This window comes from Enterobacter sp. ECC-175 (assembly GCF_043968675.1).
Lineage (GTDB): Bacteria > Pseudomonadota > Gammaproteobacteria > Enterobacterales > Enterobacteriaceae > Enterobacter.
This window is the reverse complement of the sequence record NZ_CP143776.1, coordinates 4,312,773-4,332,536: the sequence shown is the minus strand read 5'-3', so window position 1 is coordinate 4,332,536 and position 19,764 is coordinate 4,312,773. Positions and strand designations below refer to the sequence as shown.

At 60.3% G+C, this 19,764-nt stretch carries 17 protein-coding genes; 15 read left to right on the top strand and 2 right to left on the bottom strand.

Translation table 11 applies throughout. The features are described 5' to 3' along the window. Positions 1 to 5: 5 nt before the first annotated feature. The 10 genes from V1599_RS20515 (at position 6) to V1599_RS20470 (ending at position 10,275) form a co-directional block, all read left to right on the top strand. On the top strand, positions 6 to 794 hold the full coding sequence (locus V1599_RS20515; protein WP_112009824.1) for an IclR family transcriptional regulator: 789 nt from the start codon (positions 6 to 8) through the stop codon (positions 792 to 794). A 77-nt stretch (positions 795 to 871) separates the two neighbouring features. Then, positions 872 to 1,798, top strand: coding sequence for a VOC family protein (locus V1599_RS20510; protein WP_112009823.1), 927 nt, complete (start codon positions 872 to 874; stop codon positions 1,796 to 1,798). After that, positions 1,795 to 2,982, top strand: coding sequence for an NAD(P)/FAD-dependent oxidoreductase (locus V1599_RS20505; RefSeq protein WP_395300760.1), 1,188 nt, complete (start codon positions 1,795 to 1,797; stop codon positions 2,980 to 2,982). The genes V1599_RS20510 and V1599_RS20505 overlap by 4 nt, the downstream gene beginning before the upstream one ends. Before the next feature lie 25 nt (positions 2,983 to 3,007). Then, positions 3,008 to 4,264, top strand: coding sequence for an MFS transporter (locus V1599_RS20500; RefSeq protein ID WP_112009821.1), 1,257 nt, complete (start codon positions 3,008 to 3,010; stop codon positions 4,262 to 4,264). 10 nt (positions 4,265 to 4,274) lie between these two features. Further along, complete coding sequence (locus V1599_RS20495; RefSeq protein WP_112009820.1) at positions 4,275 to 4,814, top strand: cupin domain-containing protein; 540 nt, start codon at positions 4,275 to 4,277, stop codon at positions 4,812 to 4,814. Beyond that, positions 4,814 to 5,584: an alpha/beta fold hydrolase gene (locus V1599_RS20490; RefSeq protein ID WP_395300759.1), complete on the top strand. Its 771-nt coding sequence runs from the start codon at positions 4,814 to 4,816 to the stop codon at positions 5,582 to 5,584. Before V1599_RS20495 ends, V1599_RS20490 begins: the two co-directional genes overlap by 1 nt. Then, positions 5,568 to 6,362: an SDR family oxidoreductase gene (locus V1599_RS20485; protein ID WP_395300758.1), complete on the top strand. Its 795-nt coding sequence runs from the start codon at positions 5,568 to 5,570 to the stop codon at positions 6,360 to 6,362. The genes V1599_RS20490 and V1599_RS20485 overlap by 17 nt, the downstream gene beginning before the upstream one ends. A gap of 9 nt (positions 6,363 to 6,371) precedes the next feature. Further along, on the top strand, positions 6,372 to 7,142 hold the full coding sequence (locus V1599_RS20480) for an aspartate dehydrogenase (RefSeq protein ID WP_395300757.1): 771 nt from the start codon (positions 6,372 to 6,374) through the stop codon (positions 7,140 to 7,142). A 9-nt stretch (positions 7,143 to 7,151) separates the two neighbouring features. Further along, complete coding sequence (locus V1599_RS20475) at positions 7,152 to 8,621, top strand: aldehyde dehydrogenase (protein ID WP_395300756.1); 1,470 nt, start codon at positions 7,152 to 7,154, stop codon at positions 8,619 to 8,621. 13 nt (positions 8,622 to 8,634) lie between these two features. Continuing rightward, positions 8,635 to 10,275 carry a thiamine pyrophosphate-binding protein gene (locus V1599_RS20470; protein WP_395300755.1) on the top strand — a complete coding sequence of 547 codons (1,641 nt, stop codon included), beginning with the start codon at positions 8,635 to 8,637 and terminating at the stop codon, positions 10,273 to 10,275. 101 nt (positions 10,276 to 10,376) lie between these two features. On the opposite strand, the gene V1599_RS20465 is transcribed toward V1599_RS20470, so the two are convergent. Then, positions 10,377 to 11,645, bottom strand: coding sequence for an OprD family outer membrane porin (locus V1599_RS20465; protein WP_112009814.1), 1,269 nt, complete (start codon positions 11,643 to 11,645; stop codon positions 10,377 to 10,379). Between the two features lie 231 nt (positions 11,646 to 11,876). Then, on the bottom strand, positions 11,877 to 12,635 hold the full coding sequence (locus V1599_RS20460) for a M48 family metallopeptidase (protein ID WP_112009813.1): 759 nt from the start codon (positions 12,633 to 12,635) through the stop codon (positions 11,877 to 11,879). Positions 12,636 to 12,905: 270 nt separating this feature from the next. Between V1599_RS20460 and tkt the strand changes: the two genes are divergently transcribed. The 5 genes from tkt to mscS all read left to right on the top strand — a co-directional run bounded on the left by tkt (position 12,906) and on the right by mscS (position 19,705). Beyond that, positions 12,906 to 14,897 carry a transketolase gene (gene tkt / locus V1599_RS20455; protein ID WP_395300754.1) on the top strand — a complete coding sequence of 664 codons (1,992 nt, stop codon included), beginning with the start codon at positions 12,906 to 12,908 and terminating at the stop codon, positions 14,895 to 14,897. 358 nt (positions 14,898 to 15,255) lie between these two features. Then, a complete protein-coding gene (gene epd / locus V1599_RS20450; protein WP_395300753.1) occupies positions 15,256 to 16,275 on the top strand; it encodes an erythrose-4-phosphate dehydrogenase in 1,020 nt (339 codons plus the stop codon). A gap of 52 nt (positions 16,276 to 16,327) precedes the next feature. Further along, a complete protein-coding gene (gene pgk / locus V1599_RS20445; protein WP_368542977.1) occupies positions 16,328 to 17,491 on the top strand; it encodes a phosphoglycerate kinase in 1,164 nt (387 codons plus the stop codon). Between the two features lie 92 nt (positions 17,492 to 17,583). After that, positions 17,584 to 18,663 carry a class II fructose-bisphosphate aldolase gene (gene fbaA, locus V1599_RS20440; protein WP_112009809.1) on the top strand — a complete coding sequence of 360 codons (1,080 nt, stop codon included), beginning with the start codon at positions 17,584 to 17,586 and terminating at the stop codon, positions 18,661 to 18,663. A gap of 187 nt (positions 18,664 to 18,850) precedes the next feature. Continuing rightward, complete coding sequence (mscS, locus tag V1599_RS20435; RefSeq protein ID WP_297115872.1) at positions 18,851 to 19,705, top strand: small-conductance mechanosensitive channel MscS; 855 nt, start codon at positions 18,851 to 18,853, stop codon at positions 19,703 to 19,705. Positions 19,706 to 19,764 lie beyond the last annotated feature (59 nt).

Genomic DNA, 19,764 nt, shown 5'->3' with positions numbered 1-19,764 from the left:
ACGAAATGGCAAACGATCAGGAAGTGAAGTATCTGGTGCCGGGGCTTGAACGCGGCCTGCAGCTGCTGCTGGCCTTCGGCGAGCAGCATCGCGATCTGACCTTTGCCGAGCTGCACCGGCTGGTGGATATGCCGAAAGCCACCGCCTACCGCGTGGTGCAGACCCTGGAATACATGGGCTTTCTCGAGCGCAACGCGCGCACCAACACCTTTTCGCTCGGCATGAACGTGCTGCGCCTGGGCTTTGAGTACATCGCCTCGCTGGACGTGGCGCAGGTCGGGCAGCCGGTTATCGAGCAGCTGCGCGACGTCAGCCAGTGCAGCAGCCACCTGGCGATCCGCGACGGGCGCGACATCATTTACATCGCCCGCGTCAGCGCCGCCGGCTCGCGCATCAACCAGGTCAGCATTGGTACTCGCCTGCCGGTGCACTGCACCTCGCTTGGCCGCATGCTGCTGACCGATATTTCCCGCGCGGAGTTTGAACAGCTGTTCCCGCACGAGCGGCTGCCGGGCAACACGCCGGGGCAGCTTCACGAGCGCGAAGCGCTGTGGCAGATGGTGCAGCAGGATAAAGCCCGCGGGTTTGTCATCGGTGAATCCTTCTTCCGCCACGGCATCTCCTCCATCGTCTATCCGGTGTATGACCGAAGCGGGCGCGTGGCGGCGGTGGTCAGCATTCTGGTGCCGTCGGAAGAGATCCCGCAATCCGATCGCGAGCGCCTGCAAAGCGAGGTCAGCCTCGCGGCGGATAAAATTTCTGGCTTCTTAGGGTATTTATCACAGGCCAGTTAAATCAGTGAGTTAGCGTCAGGCGCTTGACTGCGTCGGGCATGTTTTACGCCCAGTTCGGGCAACATGAGGCAACAACGATGAGCGTAATCGGAATTGAAAAGCTGGAATTTGGCGTCGATGACCTGACGCACTGCGCCAAATTTATGCAGGACTTTGGCCTGACGGGCGATGCCAGCGGGCAGCGTTTTACCACCCTGAGCGGCGCGCGCGTCGAGCTGAATCCTATTGATAGCCCGAACCTGCCGCCCGCGTTTGAAGCAGGCAACACCCTGCGCCGCATGACCTGGGGCGTAGGCACAGCGCAGGAGCTGGACGCGCTGCGCCCGAGGCTCGCGCAGCAGCCGGGCTTTCGCGAAGTGGGCGACGCGCTGGAATGCCGCGATCCGAACGGCATGACCCTGCGGGTACAGGTCAGCCAGCAGACCGACGTCGAGCTGAACGTCGAGCCAATTAACCAGTGGGGCGACATGCGCCGCATCGACACGCCAAGCCCGGTGTACGACCGCGCCCAGCCGATCAACGTCGGCCACGTGGTGTTTTTCGTTGAGGAGCTGGCCGCGGTGGAGACATTCTACCGCGAGGTGCTCGGCTTCCAGGTTTCTGACCGCTACATCAACCGCGCCGTATTCCTGCGCTGCGGCCCGCGCGGCGGCCACCACAACCTGTTCCTGTTACAGCTGCCGAACCGCAAGCGCGGCCTGAACCACGTCGCCTTTACCGTGCGCGACATCCACGAGGTGATCGGCGGCGGGATCGCGATGAACAAAAACGACTGGAGCACCTTTATCGGGCCGGGCCGCCATCCGGTGTCGTCGGCGTACTTCTGGTACGTCAACAGCCCGACCGGCGGCGCGTTTGAGTATTACACCAACGACGACTACCTGACCGAAAACTGGCAGCCGCGCGAGCTGGAGCACTCCCTGGTCTCCTTTACCGAATGGGCGGTGGAAGGCGGGATTGATCACGACACCCGCCGCCAGCAGAAAAAGCCGGAGGCGGTATGACGTCGCGCATTGTCATTATCGGCGGCGGCCAGGCGGGCGGCTGGGCGGCGAAAACCCTGCGCGACGAGGGCTTTGACGGCGAGATTTGCGTGGTAGCGGAAGAGGAGTGGGATTTCTACGAACGTCCGCCGCTGTCGAAAGCCTCTCTGCTGGACGCCAATGCCGCCCTGCCGCGCCTGTTTTCGGAAGAGGCACAGCAGGCGCTGAACCTGACGTGGTATCGCCCGCTGCGCGCGGAGCAGATCGACCGCGTCGCCAAAACGGTGCTTTTAAGCAGCGGCGAACGCCTTAGTTACAACATACTTTTAATCGCGACCGGTGGGCGGGCGCGCCTGCCGAGCGAGGCGTGGATGAATCATCCGCAGGTGTACACCCTGCGCCACTGGCAGGACGCGCAGCGCCTGAAGGGGCGTCTGGCGGAAAGTAAAACTCTGGCAATTGTCGGCGGCGGCTGGATCGGGCTGGAGATTGCCGCCTCCGCGCGCAAAAGCGGCGTGGCGGTCACCCTGTTCGAACAGCAGCCCGCGCTGTGCATGCGCTCGGTGAGCGCCGACGTATCGCAGCGGCTGGCGGCGATCCACCGCGAGCAGGGCGTCGATATCCGCACCGGCTGCGGCGCGCTGGAGCTGGAGGATAGTGACGGTCTGCCGGTCATTCACTGCGACGGCAGGCGGGAAACGTTCGATGCGGTTGTCGTCGGGATCGGCGTCGATCTCAACCTGGAGCTGGCGCGCGACGCCGGGCTGAAAACCGACCGCGGGATCGTGGTGGACGCGCAGGGCCGCACGTCCGATCCGGCGATCTTCGCCGCGGGCGACGTGGCGCAGCACCACCGCTACGGCCTGTGCATTCAGTCCTGGGCCTTTGCCCAGAACCAGGCGGTGGCGACGGCGAAAGCGATGCTCAGCGCGGACGCGCCCGGCTACGACGAGGCGCCGTGGCTGTGGTCGGATCAATACCAGCACAATATTCAGATCCTCGGCATTCCGCAGGCGGGAAGCAAAACCCTCGTTCGCGACGGCGCGCTCTTTTTCTCGCTGGACGAGAACGGACGCCTGACGCAGCTGGTGGCGTTTAACGACCCGCGCACCGTCAAGCTGGCAAAGCGGTGGATGGCGGCTGGACGAGATCTGTCCGACGTGCCGCTCGCCGACCCGGCCTTTTCACTGATGTCACTGCGATAGCAAACGCGCACCCGTAGGGGGAGAGATGACCACATTAGACACCAACGCCGCGCCGGAACAGGCGAGCGGCGAGGGCATCCGTACGCCCGAAAAGGCGGTTCGCTGGGCGATCCCGCTGTCGCTGCTGGCCTGCGTGCTGCTGGCGTTTTTCGACAAAATCAGCATTGCGGCGCTGTTTTCCGACGGCCATTTCCAGCAGGCTATGGGCATCGATTTTGACACCACGCGCCTCGGCATTCTGATGAGCGCGTTCCTGCTGAGCTACGGCTTTTCGTCGGTCTTTTTAAGCGGCCTGGGAGACAAAATCCCCCCGCTGCGCCTGCTCACCGGCATGATGGCGGTGTGGTGCGTGCTGATGGTGGCGATGGGCTTTACCCATAACTACACGCTAATGATCGTTCTGCGCATCCTGCTCGGCGTGGCGGAAGGGCCGCTGTTCCCGCTGGCCTTCGCCATCGTGCGGCACAACTTCCCGCAGCACCTGCAGGCGCGCGCCACCATGCTCTGGCTGCTCGGCACGCCGGTGGGCGCGGCGATTGGCTTCCCGCTCTCCCTCTGGCTGCTGAACACCTTCGGCTGGCAGAGCACCTTCTTTGTGATGGCGATGCTGACCGTTCCGGTGCTGATCTTCGTGCGCATTGGCCTGCGCGGTATTCGCCTGGAGGCGAAACCGACCAGCACGCAAACGTCGCAGGAAGAGCGGCGCGCCGCCCGCCGTGAACTGTTTGTCAGCCCGCACTTCTGGATCATCTGCGTTTTCAACATCGCCTTTCTCACCTACCTGTGGGGCATCAACGGCTGGCTGCCGGGCTACCTGATCAAAGGCAAGGGCATTCATCTGGAGCACGCGGGCTGGCTGTCGTCGATGCCCTTCATCGCAATGCTGGCGGGGGAAGTGATTGGCGCGTGGCTCTCTGACCGCGTCGATAAGCGCGCGGCGGCCTGCTTTATCTCCATGGCCGGTGCGGCCGTCGGGCTGGCGGCGGTCATGCACCTCGACACCCCGCTCGCCATCATCGCGGCGATGAGCTTCAGCACCTTTATGTGGGGCACCGGCGCGCCGAACATTTTCGCCCTGCTGGCGAAGGCCACCCACCCGCGGGTGAGCGCCACCGCGGGCGGCATTTTCAACGGGCTGGGAAACTTTGCGGGCGCGCTGTCGCCTGCGGTGATGGGCGCGCTAATCGCCTTCACCCACAGCATGGATTCCGGGCTGATTTTTCTGGCGGTAATGGCGGCAGTAGGCTGCGTCCTGTTACTGCCGCTGCTGAAACGTTACTGAGGAGAGCGTCATGAGTGATTCAACCGTAACCCGTAAAACCGGCATCAAACCTGAAAACCTGACCATGGAAGAGTGGGTCGAGTCGCGGATTGCGCGCTTTGAAGGCCGCAAGTACGACTGGAACGCGCTGAAGTTTCAGGCCGACTTCGACCCGAAATACCGCCGCGCGCAGATGCGCTACATCGGCACCGGCGCGACGGGCGTGGCGAGCGACACCAACACCGTCCAGGCGGAACATTTTACCTTCTCTACCATGGTGCTGCCGTCGAAGTGCGAAGGGCCGCTGCACCTGCACGACGACGTGGAAGAGGTGTTCTTCATGCTGAAGGGGCAGATCACGCTGATGATCCAGGACGGCGACAGCTACACCGAAACCGTGCTGCGCGAGCGCGACCTGATCTCCGTTCCGGCGGGCATCTATCGCGGGCTGTTTAACCACGGCGAAGAAGAGGCGCTGATGTGCGTGATGCTGGGCACCAACAGGCCGGAAATCCCGACCTATCCGGCCGATCATCCGCTGTCAAAAGTGAAGCGGAACCAGGGGGCGTGATGACGGGCTTTCGTGAACAGGGAAGCGGCATCCCGCTGATGCTGCTTCACGGCATCAGCTCCGGCGCGGCTTCCTGGCATAAGCAGATGGCGCTGAGCGGCTTTCGCGTGCTGGCGTGGGACATGCCCGGTTACGGCGACAGCCCGATGCTGGCGGTGGAGCGCGCCAGCGCGGGCGATTACGCCGACGCGCTGGCGGCGATGCTCGACCGCGCGGGCGTCTGGCAGGCGGTGCTGGTGGGCCATTCGCTGGGGGCGCTGGTGGCCTCGGCTTTTGCGGCGAAGTTCCCGGCGCGCGTGCTGCACCTGGTGCTGGCGGACGCCGCGCAGGGCTACGGCCAGGCCGCGCCGGAGCAGCGCGAGCAGGTCTGGCGCAACCGCGAGCAGCAGATGGCGCTGGGCGGTGAAATTCTTGCCCAGACCCGCGCGGCGAAGCTGCTGCGCCCCGGCGCGCGCGAGGAGGACATTGCCACCGTCGCGGCGGGTATGCGCAGCCTGCGGGCGGAGGGCTACCTTGCCGCCGCGTGGATGCTGGCGCACGACGATATTCACGGCTGGCTGAAGCGTTATTCCGGCGCGTTTGAGGTCTGGTGCGGCGAGCAGGACGCCATTACCCAGCCGGAGCTGGTGCAGGGGCTGGCGCTGCGCTACGGCATGCCGTTTACCGCGATTCCCCAGGCCGGGCACGCCAGCTATCTCGATAACGACGCGTTTTTTAACCAACGGCTTTTACGCATTAAAGAAGAGGTGCGCGATGAATGCACACATTGACGGGCGCGTGGCGGTCGTTACCGGCGGGTCTTCGGGCATTGGTTTCGAAACGCTGCGCCTGCTGCTCGGCGAAGGGGCAAAGGTCGCCTTCTGCGGCCGCGATCCGGACCGCCTCGCCAGCGCCCACGCGGCGCTGCAAAACGAATACCCCGACGGGGACATTTTCTCTTACCGCTGCGACGTGCTGAAGGCCGAAGAGGTGCACGCCTTCGCGCAGGCGGTGAAATCCCGCTTTGGCGCGGCGGACATGCTGATCAACAACGCCGGACAGGGCTACGTGGCCCACTTCCACGACACCCCGCGCGAGGCGTGGCTGCACGAAGCCGAGCTTAAGCTGTTTGGCGTCATCAACCCGGTGCAGGCGTTTCAGCCGCTGCTGGAGCAGTCCGATATTGCCTCGATCACCTGCGTAAACTCCCTGCTGGCGCTCCAGCCGGAAGAACACATGATTGCAACCTCCGCCGCCCGCGCGGCGCTGCTCAACATGACGCTGACGCTCTCAAAAGAGCTGGTGGGCAAAGGCATTCGCGTGAACTCGATCCTGCTCGGCATGGTGGAGTCCGGCCAGTGGCAGCGCCGCTTTGAGAGCCGGACGGACAAAAGTCAGAGCTGGCCGGAGTGGACGGCGGATATCGCGCGTAAACGTGGCATCCCGATGGCGCGCCTCGGCAAGCCGCAGGAGCCCGCGCGGGCGCTGCTGTTCCTCGCCTCGCCGCTGGCGTCGTTCACCACCGGCGCGGCGCTGGACGTTTCCGGCGGCTTCTGCCGCCATCTGTAAGGACGCATCATGAAAAAAGTCATGTTAATTGGTTTTGGCGCGATGGCGCAGGCGGTAATTGAGCGCCTGCCCGCGGGGGTGGCTATCGGCTGGATTGTGGCACGCGAGCCTCACCATGCGGCGATTCACGCGCAATTCGGCGGTGCGGTGGCGGCCCTGGCCTCGCCGATGGACTGCGCCGAGTCGCCGGATCTGGTGCTGGAATGCGCCAGCCAGCAGGCGGTCGTCGAGTATGGCGAAGCGATTCTCCGCCGCGGCTGGCACCTGGCGGTAATCTCAACCGGGGCGCTGGCCGACAGCGAACTGGAAGCTCGCCTGCTGAATGCGGGCGGAAAGCTGACGCTGCTCTCCGGCGCGGTGGCGGGCATCGACGGGCTGGCGGCGGCAAAGGAGGGCGGCCTTGAGCGCGTCACCTACCGGTCACGCAAAAGCCCGGCCAGCTGGCGCGGCAGCTACGCCGAGCAGCTTATCGACCTCAATGCGGTGTCGGAAGCGAAGGTCTTCTTCGAGGGCAGCGCCCGCGAGGCGGCGCGACTCTTTCCGGCCAACGCCAACGTGGCGGCGACCGTGGCGCTCGGCGGCGTCGGAATGGACGACACCCGCGTGCAGCTGATGGTCGATCCGGCCACAAAGCGAAATACCCACACGCTGCACGTCGAGGGGCTGTTTGGCGAATTTCATCTTGAGCTGAGCGGGCTGCCGCTGGCGTCTAACCCTAAAACCTCCACCCTTGCGGCACTGAGCGCGGTACGCGCCTGCCGCGAGCTGGCCCTGCGCTGAGGACCTGATATGGACGAGCAACAGATTTTTATCGGCGGGCAGTGGCGACGCGGCGGCGGCAGCGCGATGCAGAGCCATTTCCCCGCCGACGGATCGCTCAACGCGACGCTGAACGCGGCTGGCCTGGACGATCTGGAAGACGCCATTGAAGCCGGCGAGCGCGCGTGGCGCGATCCGGCCTGGCGCAACGCGCTGCCGCACGTGCGCGCGAAGATCCTGCATAAGGTTGCCGATCTGATTGAATCCCGCGTTGACGCGCTGGCGCAGATGCAGAGCCGCGATAACGGCAAGCCGCTGGCGGAAGCGCGCGGGCTGGTGATGAGCGCGGCGGGCACGGCCCGCTACTTCGCCGCCGCCTGCGAGCTGCTGGAAGGCGAACTGCCCACGCCGCGCCAGCCCGACCTGCTGACGCTGAGCCGCTACGAGCCGCTCGGCGTGGTGGCCGCCATCACGCCGTGGAACTCGCCGATCGCCAGCGAAATGCAGAAGGTTGCTCCAGCCATCGCGGCGGGTAACGCGGTGATCCTCAAACCTGCCGAAGCGACGCCGCTGATGGCGCTGGAGCTGGCGCGTATTTTTGAGCAGGCAGGCCTGCCCGCCGGGCTGCTGAGCGTGCTGCCGGGCAAAGGCTCGGTGATTGGCGACGCGCTGGCGCGCCATCCTCGCGTGCGGAAAATTTCCTTTACCGGCGGCACGACCACCGGTCGCCATCTGGCGCACGTGGCGGCGGAAAAGCTGATCCCGGCATCGCTCGAGCTGGGCGGGAAATCCCCGACTATCGTGCTGGAGGATGCGGACGTTGAGCAGGCCGCACGGGGCATTTGCTACGGCATTTTCAGCTCGGCGGGGCAGGCGTGCATCGCCGGATCGCGCCTGTTCATCCACCAGAGCCTTTACGCGCCGCTGATGGCGCGCCTGCTGGAACTCACCCGCGGCCTGCGCGTTGGGCATCCGTTTACCGAGGGCGTTCACGTCGGGCCGCTGATTAACGAGAAGCACCGCCAGAGCGTCATGGAGTACGTTGCGCTGGCAAAACGCGAAGGGGGCCGCGTGCTGTGCGGCGGGGAGATCCCGGCCGACCCGTCTCTGGCGAACGGCAGCTTCTTCCAGCCGACGATTATCGATGGGCTGACCAACGCCGCCCGCGCCTGCCGGGAGGAGATCTTCGGCCCGGTGCTGGTGGCGATGCCGTTTAGCGATGAAGCCACGCTTATCCGCGAGGCCAACGACTCGGTATACGGCCTGGCGGCGGGCATCTGGACGCGCGATATCGGGCGCGCGCTGCGCCTGAGCGAGCAGCTGGAAGCGGGCACGGTGTGGATCAACACCTACAAAGTCTTTGCGATTTCGACCCCGTTCGGGGGCTTTAAAGAGAGCGGTCTGGGCCGCGAAAAGGGCATTCAGGGATTAAAAGCCTGGATGCAGCAAAAGAGCATTTATCTGGCGACGGGTAATAGCGTCAACCACTGGTGCGACTGAGAAAGGGTGAGCAATGAGCGAAATGATAACCGTCGGCGACGCCATCGCCAGAACGCTGGAGCAGTATCAGGTTGAGGCCATCTACGGCGTCATCTCCATTCACAATTTGCCGATCGCGGATGCGGTGGGGCAGCGCGGCAACATTCGCTTTGTGCCCGCGCGCGGCGAAGCGGGTTCCGTCACCATGGCCGACGCGCACGGGCGGTTTTCGGGCCTCGGCGTGGCGCTGACCAGCACCGGCGCGGGCGCGGGTAACGCCGTCGGCGCGCTGGTTGAGGCAATGAACGCCTGCACGCCGCTGCTGCACCTGACCGGCCAGGTTGAAAAGGCGTGGCTGGACGCCGACACCGGGTTTATTCACGAAACCCGCGATCAGCTGACCTTCCTCAAGGCCAGCTCAAAGCGGGCGTACCGCATCAGCAGCGCGAATCAGGCGATCGCGATCCTGCACAAGGCGATACAGGAGGCGCAGACGCCGCCGTGTGGCCCGGTGTCGGTGGAGATCCCGATTGATATTCAGGGGGCAAAAATCCCTGCATCGCTGGTGACGGCGGCGGTGAAAGCGCCTGCGGCTTCACCCGCTGATGCTGGCGCCGTCGACGCGCTGTGGGCGCAGCTGAAGCAGGCGAAACAGCCGCTGCTGTGGCTCGGCGGCGGGGCGCTGGGAAGCGCTGACGCGGTGAAACGGCTGGCGGACGCGGGCGTAACGGTGATTTCCAGCACCCACGCGCGCGGCGTGCTGCCGGACGCCCATCGCGCCAGCCTGCGGGCGTTCCACAACTCGCCGTCCGTCGAAGCGCTTATCGCAAAATGCGACTTCACGCTGGTCGCGGGCTCGCGCCTGCGCAGCAATGAAACCCGCTCCTGGACGCTCGAACTGCCGCACCCGCGCGTGCAGATCGATATCGATCCGGCGGCGGCAAGCCGTAACTATTTGATGGACGATACGCTCATTGCCGACTGTTCCGCGCTGCTGACCGCGCTGGCAGAAAAAGCGCAGGGGCGCGAGTGGGGCAGCGCCCGGTGGGACGCGCAGGTTCAGCAGGCGGTTGAGCAAGCCGAGCAGGGGCTGCGCGAACAGTGCGGGGCGTATGCGAAGCTCAACGATGCGATTGAAAAGGCGCTGCCGAAGGATGGCCTGCTGGTGCGCGATATCACCGTGTCCGGCAGCCTGTGGGGCAGCCGCCTGTTCCGCGCCAACGGCCCATTGATGAACATCCATTCCCTGGCGGGAGCGATTGGCATGGGCCTGCCGATGGCCATCGGCACCGCGATTGCCAACCCGCAGCGTAAGGTGGTGGGGCTGGTGGGCGACGGCGGCCTGAGCCTGAACCTGGGCGAGCTGGCAACGCTTGCCCAGGAGAAAGCCAACGTGACGCTACTGGTCATGAACGACGGGGGCTACGGCGTGATGCGCGGTATTCAGGATAAGTATTTCGGCGGACGTCAGTATTACAACGAACTGCACACGCCGGACTTTACGCTGCTGGCGCAGGCGATTGGGCTGCAGGCCTGGAGCGTTGAGCGGGCGGAGGATTTTGATGCCGTGATGACCGAAGCGCTGGCGATGCCGGGGCCGTCGGTGGTGGAAGTGCGGATGGGGCAGATTGGCGCGCTGAAGTTCGCCGGGCCGCCGCAGAAATCGCTTTACTGAGGTGCGGATTGTTCCCCTCACCCCAGCCCTCTCCCCAAAGGGGAGAGGGTGTTTAAGTCCCCTCGCCCCTTTGGGGAGAGGGTTAGGGTGAGCGGGCAAAATCAGAACACGTTAAACGGGTATTCCACGTAGGCGCGGATCTCATCCCCACCCACGTTGTAATCGCTGGCGTTGCTGGAGACGCGCAGCACCGAGTAGCGCAGGCGCAGCGTCAGGTCTTTCGCCGGGCCGTTCTGCACCTTGTACTGGATCTGGTTAAACCACTCGTGCTCTTTGCCGTTGCTGGTTTCAGCGGTCTTGATGTTGTCGCCGCGCACGTAGGCGGTGGTCCAGCTCAGGCCCGGCAGGCCGAGGCCGCCGAAGTCGAGGCCGTAGGACGCCTGCCATGAGCGTTCGTCTTCCGCGTTAAAATCTGACCAGTAGGAGTTCGCCAGCCAGATGGTGTTGCCGCCGTCACCGACGCCGCCGCGATCGCGATAGCCGCCGTAGCTGTAGCCGGTGCTGCCGCTGCTCTGCTGATACGCCACCTTAAAGGTGTGAATGTCCCAGATGTAGCTGGCGGCCAGGCTCCAGATAGTGTTGCTGCGCCCGGTATCGAGGCTGTCTGCGTAGCCCTGATCCAGGCGGGAGTTATAGCCGTTGAAGTCAAGGATCAGCTGCTGACCGGTGCTAAACGGCTGTTTGAAGTTCAGGCCCAGGTACTGCTTGTTCATGACCTCTTCGTTGTGAGAGGCATACAGCGCGCCGCTGAACTGGTCGTTGAACTGGTAGCTCGCCCCGCCGAAGGTCAGGCTTTTTAGCCCGCTGTCGTGGCGGTCGTCGCTTTTTCGCTGCTCGTCCGTAAAGTAGCCGGCGTTAACCTCCAGGCCGTCGATCTCTTTCGACGTCAGCAGCGTGCCGGTGTAGCTTTCATACAGCAGGCGCGAGCTGTCGGCCGTCACAATCGGCAGCGCGGGGCGCTGGTTGCCGTAGCTCAGCACGGTGTTGGAGATACGCATTTTGGCCGTTGCGCCTAACTTTGCGAGGTCCGATTTTGCGCGTCCGTCGTCTTCCTGCTTAAAGAAGTCGATGCCGCCCGCGCCGCTTTTGCCGCGGCCCCCGTCAAGGCGCACGCCGTACTGGGCAATGCCGTCCACGCCAAAACCGATTAGCCCTTCGGTATAGCCGGATTCAAAGGTCGCGACGATACCCTGGCCCCATTCGGCTTTATCCTGCTGGCCCTGATGGTAATCACGGCTGATATACGCATTGCGTAAAAACAGATCTAAATGGCTGTCGCCAATAAAACCCTGGCTGTCTGACTGCTGGCTGGCAACGGCGGGTAATGCGGAAAATAAGCCTAATGCAATTAACGATAATTCTTTTTTCACGGAGGGAACGTCTCTGTCTGGATTATATTAAAGTGGGTTGCTGCATCGCGATAATTACCTGAAAGGGTAATGAATGCAATAATTATGTAATCAGACGTTTCTGTGCGCGAACCCTTGCTGCACGCGCTCTCAAGCGGACGAATTAATATCTCGGTGATAATTACCGATACGTGCGGTTTAATTAACAAATCATGCGAAATAAAAAGGAGGCAAATATGCCTCCTTCCAACATTATTTAATTCCGTCTGCGGCCATGCGGTCGCGAATATGCTGCGCGCGCTCAACGGAGGCCGGGTGATCGTCAAACATGGAGCTTTGGCGGCCTTCTTCCAGCTTCGCCAGCTTTTCAAAGCTGGTGGCTAAACCGGATGGATTAATGCCGCGTTTGCGCAACAGATCGTAGGAGTAGTCATCGGCCTCGGATTCCTGGCGCTGAGAGAACTGGGAATTGACCAGCTTCTCGCCCATGTCGCCAATCTGTGATTGAGACAGGCTTCCGACGATGCCGCCCGCAGAGGCCGCCGCCGCGCGAACGGCGTTGGTGCCCAGCGCAACCTGCATGCCTTTCTTCACGTGGCCCAGGGCGACGTGGCCCATCTCATGGCCGATCACCGCTTCGACTTCGTTGTCGGTCATCATGTCCATGAGCCCGCTGTAAACGCGGATGCAGCCGTTCGCCATCGCAAAGGCGTTCACGTCTTTGGCGACGTAAACCTTGTAGTTCACCGGCTGGCCGTTGATGTTGTCCCCGAGTGCGGAAGCAATCTTATTCAGACGCTGCGTGTAGGTACTGTTAGCCGGCGCGAGTGTGGCTTTCGCGTCCATATCTTTACAGGCCTGATCGCTCAGCGCGATGACCTGCGCGTCGCTCAGGGAGTAGGCCTGAAAAGCTTCCGCGCCTGAGGACATCAGGCCGTTAGAATCCATATTCTGGCAGCCGCTCAGCAGGAGCGTCGTTCCCAGAGCCAGCACAATTGCACGCATTTTCATGTCGTTGTTTCCGTACCCGTTAAACTAAAAAAAATCCGAAAATCACCGTAAGCGAAGCCGGTGCTGCGCTAAGTATAAAGAATATCGACACGGGCGGGCGAGCAGATTGCGCAACATGCGAGCATGATCCAGAGATTTCTTAAGCGGCAAAAGAATGGTCCATGTACATGCCCTGCGGCTTGGGTTACATTGTTGGCACTTTTTTCCGGCGTAGCCCAAAACGCGCTGTCGTCAAGGGCATGGCCTTTAACAGTCCGATCTGGAGTTAAAATGTCCTCACGTAAAGAGCTTGCAAATGCTATTCGTGCGCTGAGCATGGACGCAGTACAAAAAGCCAAATCCGGTCACCCGGGCGCCCCTATGGGCATGGCTGATATCGCCGAAGTCCTGTGGCGTGATTTCATGAACCACAACCCGCAGAACCCGGCATGGGCTGACCGCGACCGCTTCGTGCTGTCCAACGGCCACGGCTCTATGCTCATCTATAGCCTGCTGCACCTCACCGGCTACGATCTGCCTATCGACGAGCTGAAAAACTTCCGTCAGCTGCACTCCAAAACTCCAGGTCACCCGGAAGTGGGTTACACCGCGGGCGTTGAAACCACCACCGGCCCGCTGGGTCAGGGTATTGCTAACGCAGTCGGTATGGCGATTGCCGAGAAGACCCTTGCGGCACAGTTCAACCGTCCTGGTCACGACATCGTTGACCACTTCACCTACGCGTTCATGGGCGACGGCTGCATGATGGAAGGCATTTCTCACGAAGTGTGCTCCCTGGCCGGTACCCTGAAGCTCGGCAAGCTGGTCGCGTTCTACGACGACAACGGTATCTCCATCGACGGCCACGTTGAAGGCTGGTTTACGGACGACACCGCGGCTCGCTTTGAAGCCTACGGCTGGCACGTTGTGCGCGGCGTTGACGGCCACGATGCTGACTCGATTAAACGTGCGGTAGAAGAAGCACGTGCAGTCACTGACAAACCGTCCCTGCTGATGTGCAAAACCATCATTGGCTTCGGTTCCCCGAACAAAGCGGGTACGCACGACTCCCACGGCGCGCCGCTGGGCGACGCTGAAATTGCGCTGACCCGTGAAGCGCTGGGCTGGAAATATCCTGCTTTCGAAATCCCTTCTGAAATCTACGCCCAGTGGGATGCGAAAGAAGTGGGCCAGGCGAAAGAGTCTGCGTGGAACGAGAAGTTCGCTGCCTACGCGAAGGCGTTCCCTCAGGAAGCGGCAGAATTTACTCGTCGTATGAAGGGCGAAATGCCGTCTGATTTCGACGCGAAAGCGAACGAGTTCATCGCTAAACTGCAGGCGAACCCGTCTAAGATCGCCAGCCGTAAAGCGTCGCAGAATGCGATTGAAGCGTTCGGTCCTCTGCTGCCTGAATTCCTCGGCGGCTCAGCTGACCTGGCGCCGTCTAACCTGACCCTGTGGTCCGGTTCTAAGCCAATCAACGAAGACACCGCGGGTAACTATATCCATTACGGCGTGCGTGAGTTTGGTATGACCGCGATTGCCAACGGTATCTCCCTGCACGGCGGTTTCCTGCCGTACACCTCTACCTTCCTGATGTTCGTTGAATACGCGCGTAACGCCGTGCGTATGGCTGCGCTGATGAAGCAGCGTCAGGTGATGGTCTACACCCACGACTCCATTGGTCTGGGCGAAGATGGTCCAACCCACCAGCCGGTAGAGCAGGTGGCTTCTCTGCGCGTGACCCCGAACATGTCTACCTGGCGTCCATGTGACCAGGTGGAATCCGCGGTGGCGTGGAAATACGGCGTTGAGCGTCACGACGGTCCAACCGCGCTGATCCTCTCCCGTCAGAACCTGGCGCAGCAGGAGCGTACTCCAGAGCAGCTGGCGAACATCGCTCGCGGCGGCTACGTGCTGAAAGACTGCGCAGGTCAGCCAGAGCTGATCTTCATCGCTACCGGTTCTGAAGTTGAGCTGGCCGTGGCTGCATGGGAAAAACTGACTGCCGAAGGCGTGAAGGCGCGCGTGGTCTCCATGCCGTCTACCGATGCGTTCGACAAGCAGGATGCAGCCTACCGTGAATCCGTTCTGCCTAAAGCGGTTTCCGCTCGCGTGGCGGTTGAAGCGGGTATCGCTGACTACTGGTTCAAATACGTGGGCCTGAACGGCGCTATCGTCGGTATGACCACCTTCGGTGAATCGGCTCCGGCAGAGCTGCTGTTCGAAGAGTTTGGCTTCACCGTTGAGAACGTTGTCGCGAAAGCGAAAGAACTGCTGTAATCGCCGTTTTGCCCCGGTGGCGCTTGCGCTTACCGGGCTTATAAATAGCGCTAAAATGTAGGCCGGGTAAGCGCAAGCGCCACCCGGCTTTTTTGTATGCACGATTCCTCAGACATGTAACTGCTCTGTAAATTATTCCACCAAAAATGTGACTCAAGTCATATAGCTGGCTTATTGGTCTGGACAGACATTCCTTTTATTCCCCGATTCGCTTATTCTTGCTGAAGCGTTTCAGTCGATGATGTGTTCGACAAATGACCAATCAATCGCAGTTTGTGACAGGCAGCATTCCCCTTCGGGCGTCGCTGGATTACTCTTTCAGCCACCTCACACTCAGGGAAAGCGTTGCAGGAGATCTATGACCGTACGCGTAGCGATTAATGGCTTCGGCCGCATCGGGCGCAACGTGGTTCGTGCTTTGTATGAATCCGGGCGTCGTGCGGAAATCACCGTGGTGGCAATCAATGAACTGGCGGATGCTACGGGCATGGCGCATTTGTTGAAATATGACACCAGCCATGGGCGCTTTGCCTGGGACGTTCGCCAGGAAAGAGACCAGCTTTTCGTCGGTGATGATGTCATTCGCGTGCTGCATGAGCCCAGCATAGAAGGGCTGCCGTGGCGAGAGCTGGGCGTGGACGTAGTGCTTGACTGTACCGGCGTGTACGGCACCCGCGAACACGGTGAAGCGCATCTGACCGCGGGGGCGAAAAAAGTGCTGTTCTCCCATCCCGGCAGTAACGACCTCGACGCCACCGTCGTTTACGGCGTAAACCACCTTGAGCTCCAGGCCGAACAGCGCATCGTCTCCAACGCTTCCTGCACCACCAACTGCATTATTCCGGTCATTAAACTGTTAGACGATGCGTATGGCATAGAGTCCGGCACCGTAACGACGATCCACTCCGCCATGCACGATCAGCAGGTGATCGACGCCTATCACCCGGATCTGCGACGCACTCGCGCGGCGAGCCAGTCAATCATTCCGGTGGATACTAAACTCGCTGCGGGGATCACCCGTATTTTCCCGCAGTTTAACGACCGCTTTGAAGCAATTGCCGTGCGCGTTCCCACGATTAACGTCACCGCAATCGACCTGAGCGTGACCGTGAAAAAACCGGTAAAAGCCTGTGAAGTCAACCTGTTGCTGCAAAAAGCGGCACAGGGAGCATTTCATGGTATAGTTGACTATACGGAATTACCGTTGGTCTCAGTGGATTTTAACCACGACCCGCACAGCGCCATTGTTGATGGCACGCAAACGCGCGTGAGTGGTGCACACCTTATCAAGACGCTGGTCTGGTGTGATAACGAATGGGGCTTTGCTAACCGAATGCTCGACACTACGTTAGCAATGGCCGCGAAAGGTTTCAGGTAAGACGCAGCGTGCGTCTTCAAGACTTTATCAAGAATCAACGAGAGGATTCACCATGTCTGTAATTAAGATGACCGATCTGGATCTGGCAGGTAAACGCGTTTTCATCCGTGCCGATCTGAACGTACCGGTTAAAGATGGCAAAGTGACCAGCGACGCGCGTATTCGTGCTTCTCTGCCAACCATTGAACTGGCGCTGAAGCAGGGTGCTAAAGTGATGGTAACCTCCCACCTGGGCCGTCCAACCGAAGGTGAGTACAACGAAGAGTTCTCCCTGCTGCCGGTTGTTAATTACCTGAAAGACAAACTGTCTAACCCGGTTCGTCTGGTTAAAGATTACCTGGACGGCGTTGAAGTAGCTGCCGGTGAGCTGGTTGTTCTGGAAAACGTTCGCTTCAACAAAGGCGAGAAGAAAGACGACGAAGCGCTGTCCAAAAAATACGCTGCCCTGTGCGACGTATTCGTCATGGATGCCTTCGGTACTGCACACCGCGCGCAGGCTTCCACCCACGGTATCGGTAAATTTGCCGACGTAGCCTGTGCAGGTCCACTGCTGGCTGACGAACTGGAAGCGCTGGGCAAAGCCCTGAAAGAACCTGCTCGTCCAATGGTCGCTATCGTTGGTGGTTCTAAAGTGTCTACCAAACTGACCGTTCTGGATTCCCTGTCTAAAATCGCTGACCAGCTGATCGTTGGCGGTGGTATCGCGAACACCTTCGTTGCTGCTCAAGGCCACAACGTGGGTAAATCCCTGTACGAAGCAGACCTGGTTGACGAAGCGAAACGCCTGCTGAGCACCTGCGATATTCCTGTTCCGACTGACGTTCGCGTAGCGACCGAGTTCTCCGAAACCGCAACCGCGACCCTGAAATCTGTTAACGACATTAAAGATGAAGAGCAGATTCTGGACCTGGGCGACGTTTCTGCAGAGAAACTGGCTGAAATCCTGAAAAACGCGAAAACGATTCTGTGGAACGGCCCGGTTGGCGTGTTTGAATTCCCTAACTTCCGTAAAGGCACCGAAATCGTTGCTAACGCAATCGCAGACAGCGAAGCGTTCTCTATCGCAGGCGGTGGTGACACCCTGGCAGCTATCGACCTGTTCGGTATTGCTGACAAGATCTCCTACATCTCCACTGGTGGCGGCGCATTCCTCGAATTCGTGGAAGGCAAAGTTCTGCCAGCAGTAGCAATGCTCGAAGAGCGCGCTAAGAAGTAAGCCATTCAAGGGCAGGGAAACCTGCCCAATTTTCAGCGCGCTTTTAAGAGCTCGCACCTTTTCTAACGGCCGAAGATACAGGACTAAGCAACATGTCTAAAATTTTTGATTTCGTAAAACCTGGCGTGATCACTGGTGATGACGTACAGAAAGTGTTCCAGGTAGCTAAAGAAAACAACTTCGCTCTGCCAGCAGTTAACTGCGTGGGTACCGACTCCATCAACGCCGTACTGGAAACCGCTGCAAAAGTAAAAGCACCAGTTATCGTTCAGTTCTCTAACGGTGGTGCTGCGTTCATCGCAGGTAAAGGCGTGAAAACTGACGTTCCACAGGGCGCGGCAATCCTGGGCGCGATCTCTGGTGCGCACCACGTACACCAGATGGCAGAGCACTACGGTGTTCCAGTTATCCTGCACACTGACCACTGCGCGAAGAAACTGCTGCCGTGGATCGACGGTCTGCTGGACGCGGGTGAAAAACACTTCGCGGCAACCGGTAAGCCACTGTTCTCTTCTCACATGATCGACCTGTCTGAAGAGTCACTGCACGAAAACATCGAAATCTGCTCTAAGTACCTGGCGCGCATGGCCAAAATCGGCATGACCCTGGAAATCGAACTGGGCTGCACCGGCGGTGAAGAAGACGGCGTGGACAACAGCCACATGGACGCTTCTGCCCTGTACACCCAGCCAGAAGACGTTGATTACGCGTACACCGAGCTGAGCAAAATCAGCCCACGCTTCACCATCGCGGCGTCCTTCGGTAACGTGCACGGCGTGTACAAGCCAGGTAACGTGGTTCTGACCCCAACCATCCTGCGTGATTCTCAGGAATACGTTTCTAAGAAACACAACCTGCCGCACAACAGCCTGAACTTCGTCTTCCACGGCGGTTCCGGTTCTTCTGCTCAGGAAATCAAAGATTCCGTAAGCTACGGCGTAGTGAAAATGAACATCGATACTGACACCCAGTGGGCAACCTGGGACGGTATCCTGCAATACTACAAAACCAACGAAGCTTACCTGCAGGGCCAGCTGGGCAACCCGAAAGGCGAAGACCAGCCGAACAAGAAATACTACGATCCACGCGTATGGCTGCGTGCTGCCCAGTCTTCCATGATTACTCGTTTGGAGCAGGCATTCAAAGAGCTGAACGCGGTTGACGTTCTGTAATTTGCGCTGCTGACAGCATCAGAAGGCCCGCATATGCGGGCCTTTTTTTATGGTTTTTCAACATGCTGCAACATCTGATTTTGTGATCTGTTTGGCAATACTTGCTCTTTTTGTTTACCCTTTACTAACCTGCCCGTCTCCATGAGGGATAGATTTTTGTGGTTTGATTTAGCATAAGGATAAATGAATGGACGATCTCGGTGTAGTAGATGGCATCAACAATGCGGGGACCTGGCTGGTGCGCAACCAGGCGCTGCTGCTGAGTTATGCGGTAAATATCGTCGCGGCAATCGCGATTATCATCGTCGGTATGATCGTGGCGCGCATCGTCTCGAATACCGTTAACCGGGTTATGGTCGCGCGACACATCGACGCGACGGTCGCGGACTTCCTCTCCGCGCTGGTGCGCTACGGTATCATCGCCTTTACCCTGATTGCGGCGCTTGGTCGCGTCGGCGTGCAAACGGCATCCGTCATTGCGGTACTCGGTGCGGCAGGTCTGGCTATTGGCCTGGCGCTGCAGGGCTCACTTTCGAACCTCGCCGCTGGCGTACTGCTGGTGACCTTCCGTCCGTTCCGCTCCGGTGAATACGTTGACCTCGGCGGCATCGCCGGGACCGTGCTTCAGGTGCAGATTTTCTCCACCACCATGCGCACCGTCGACGGCCGTATCGTTGTGATCCCTAACGGCAAAATTATCGCCGGAAACATCATTAACTTCTCCCGCGAGCCGGTGCGTCGTAACGAGCTGATTATTAGCGTGGCGTATGATTCGGACATCGATCAGGTGAAATCCCTGATTGCCAATATCATTGCCTCTGACGATCGTATTCTGAAAGATCGCGAGCAGACCGTGCGTCTTAACGAACTGGGCGCGTCGTCCATTAACTTTGTGGTGCGTATCTGGAGCAAAAGCAGTGATTTGCAAAACGTTTACTGGGACGTGCTGGAACGCATTAAGCGTGATTTTGACGCCAACGGCATCAGCTTCCCGTACCCGCAGATGGACGTAAATCTCAAGCGCGAGAAAGCAGCCGAATAATTCGCTTTCGCACAGGCCCGGTAAGCCTCAGCGCCGCCGGGCTTTTTCTTCATAAGCCC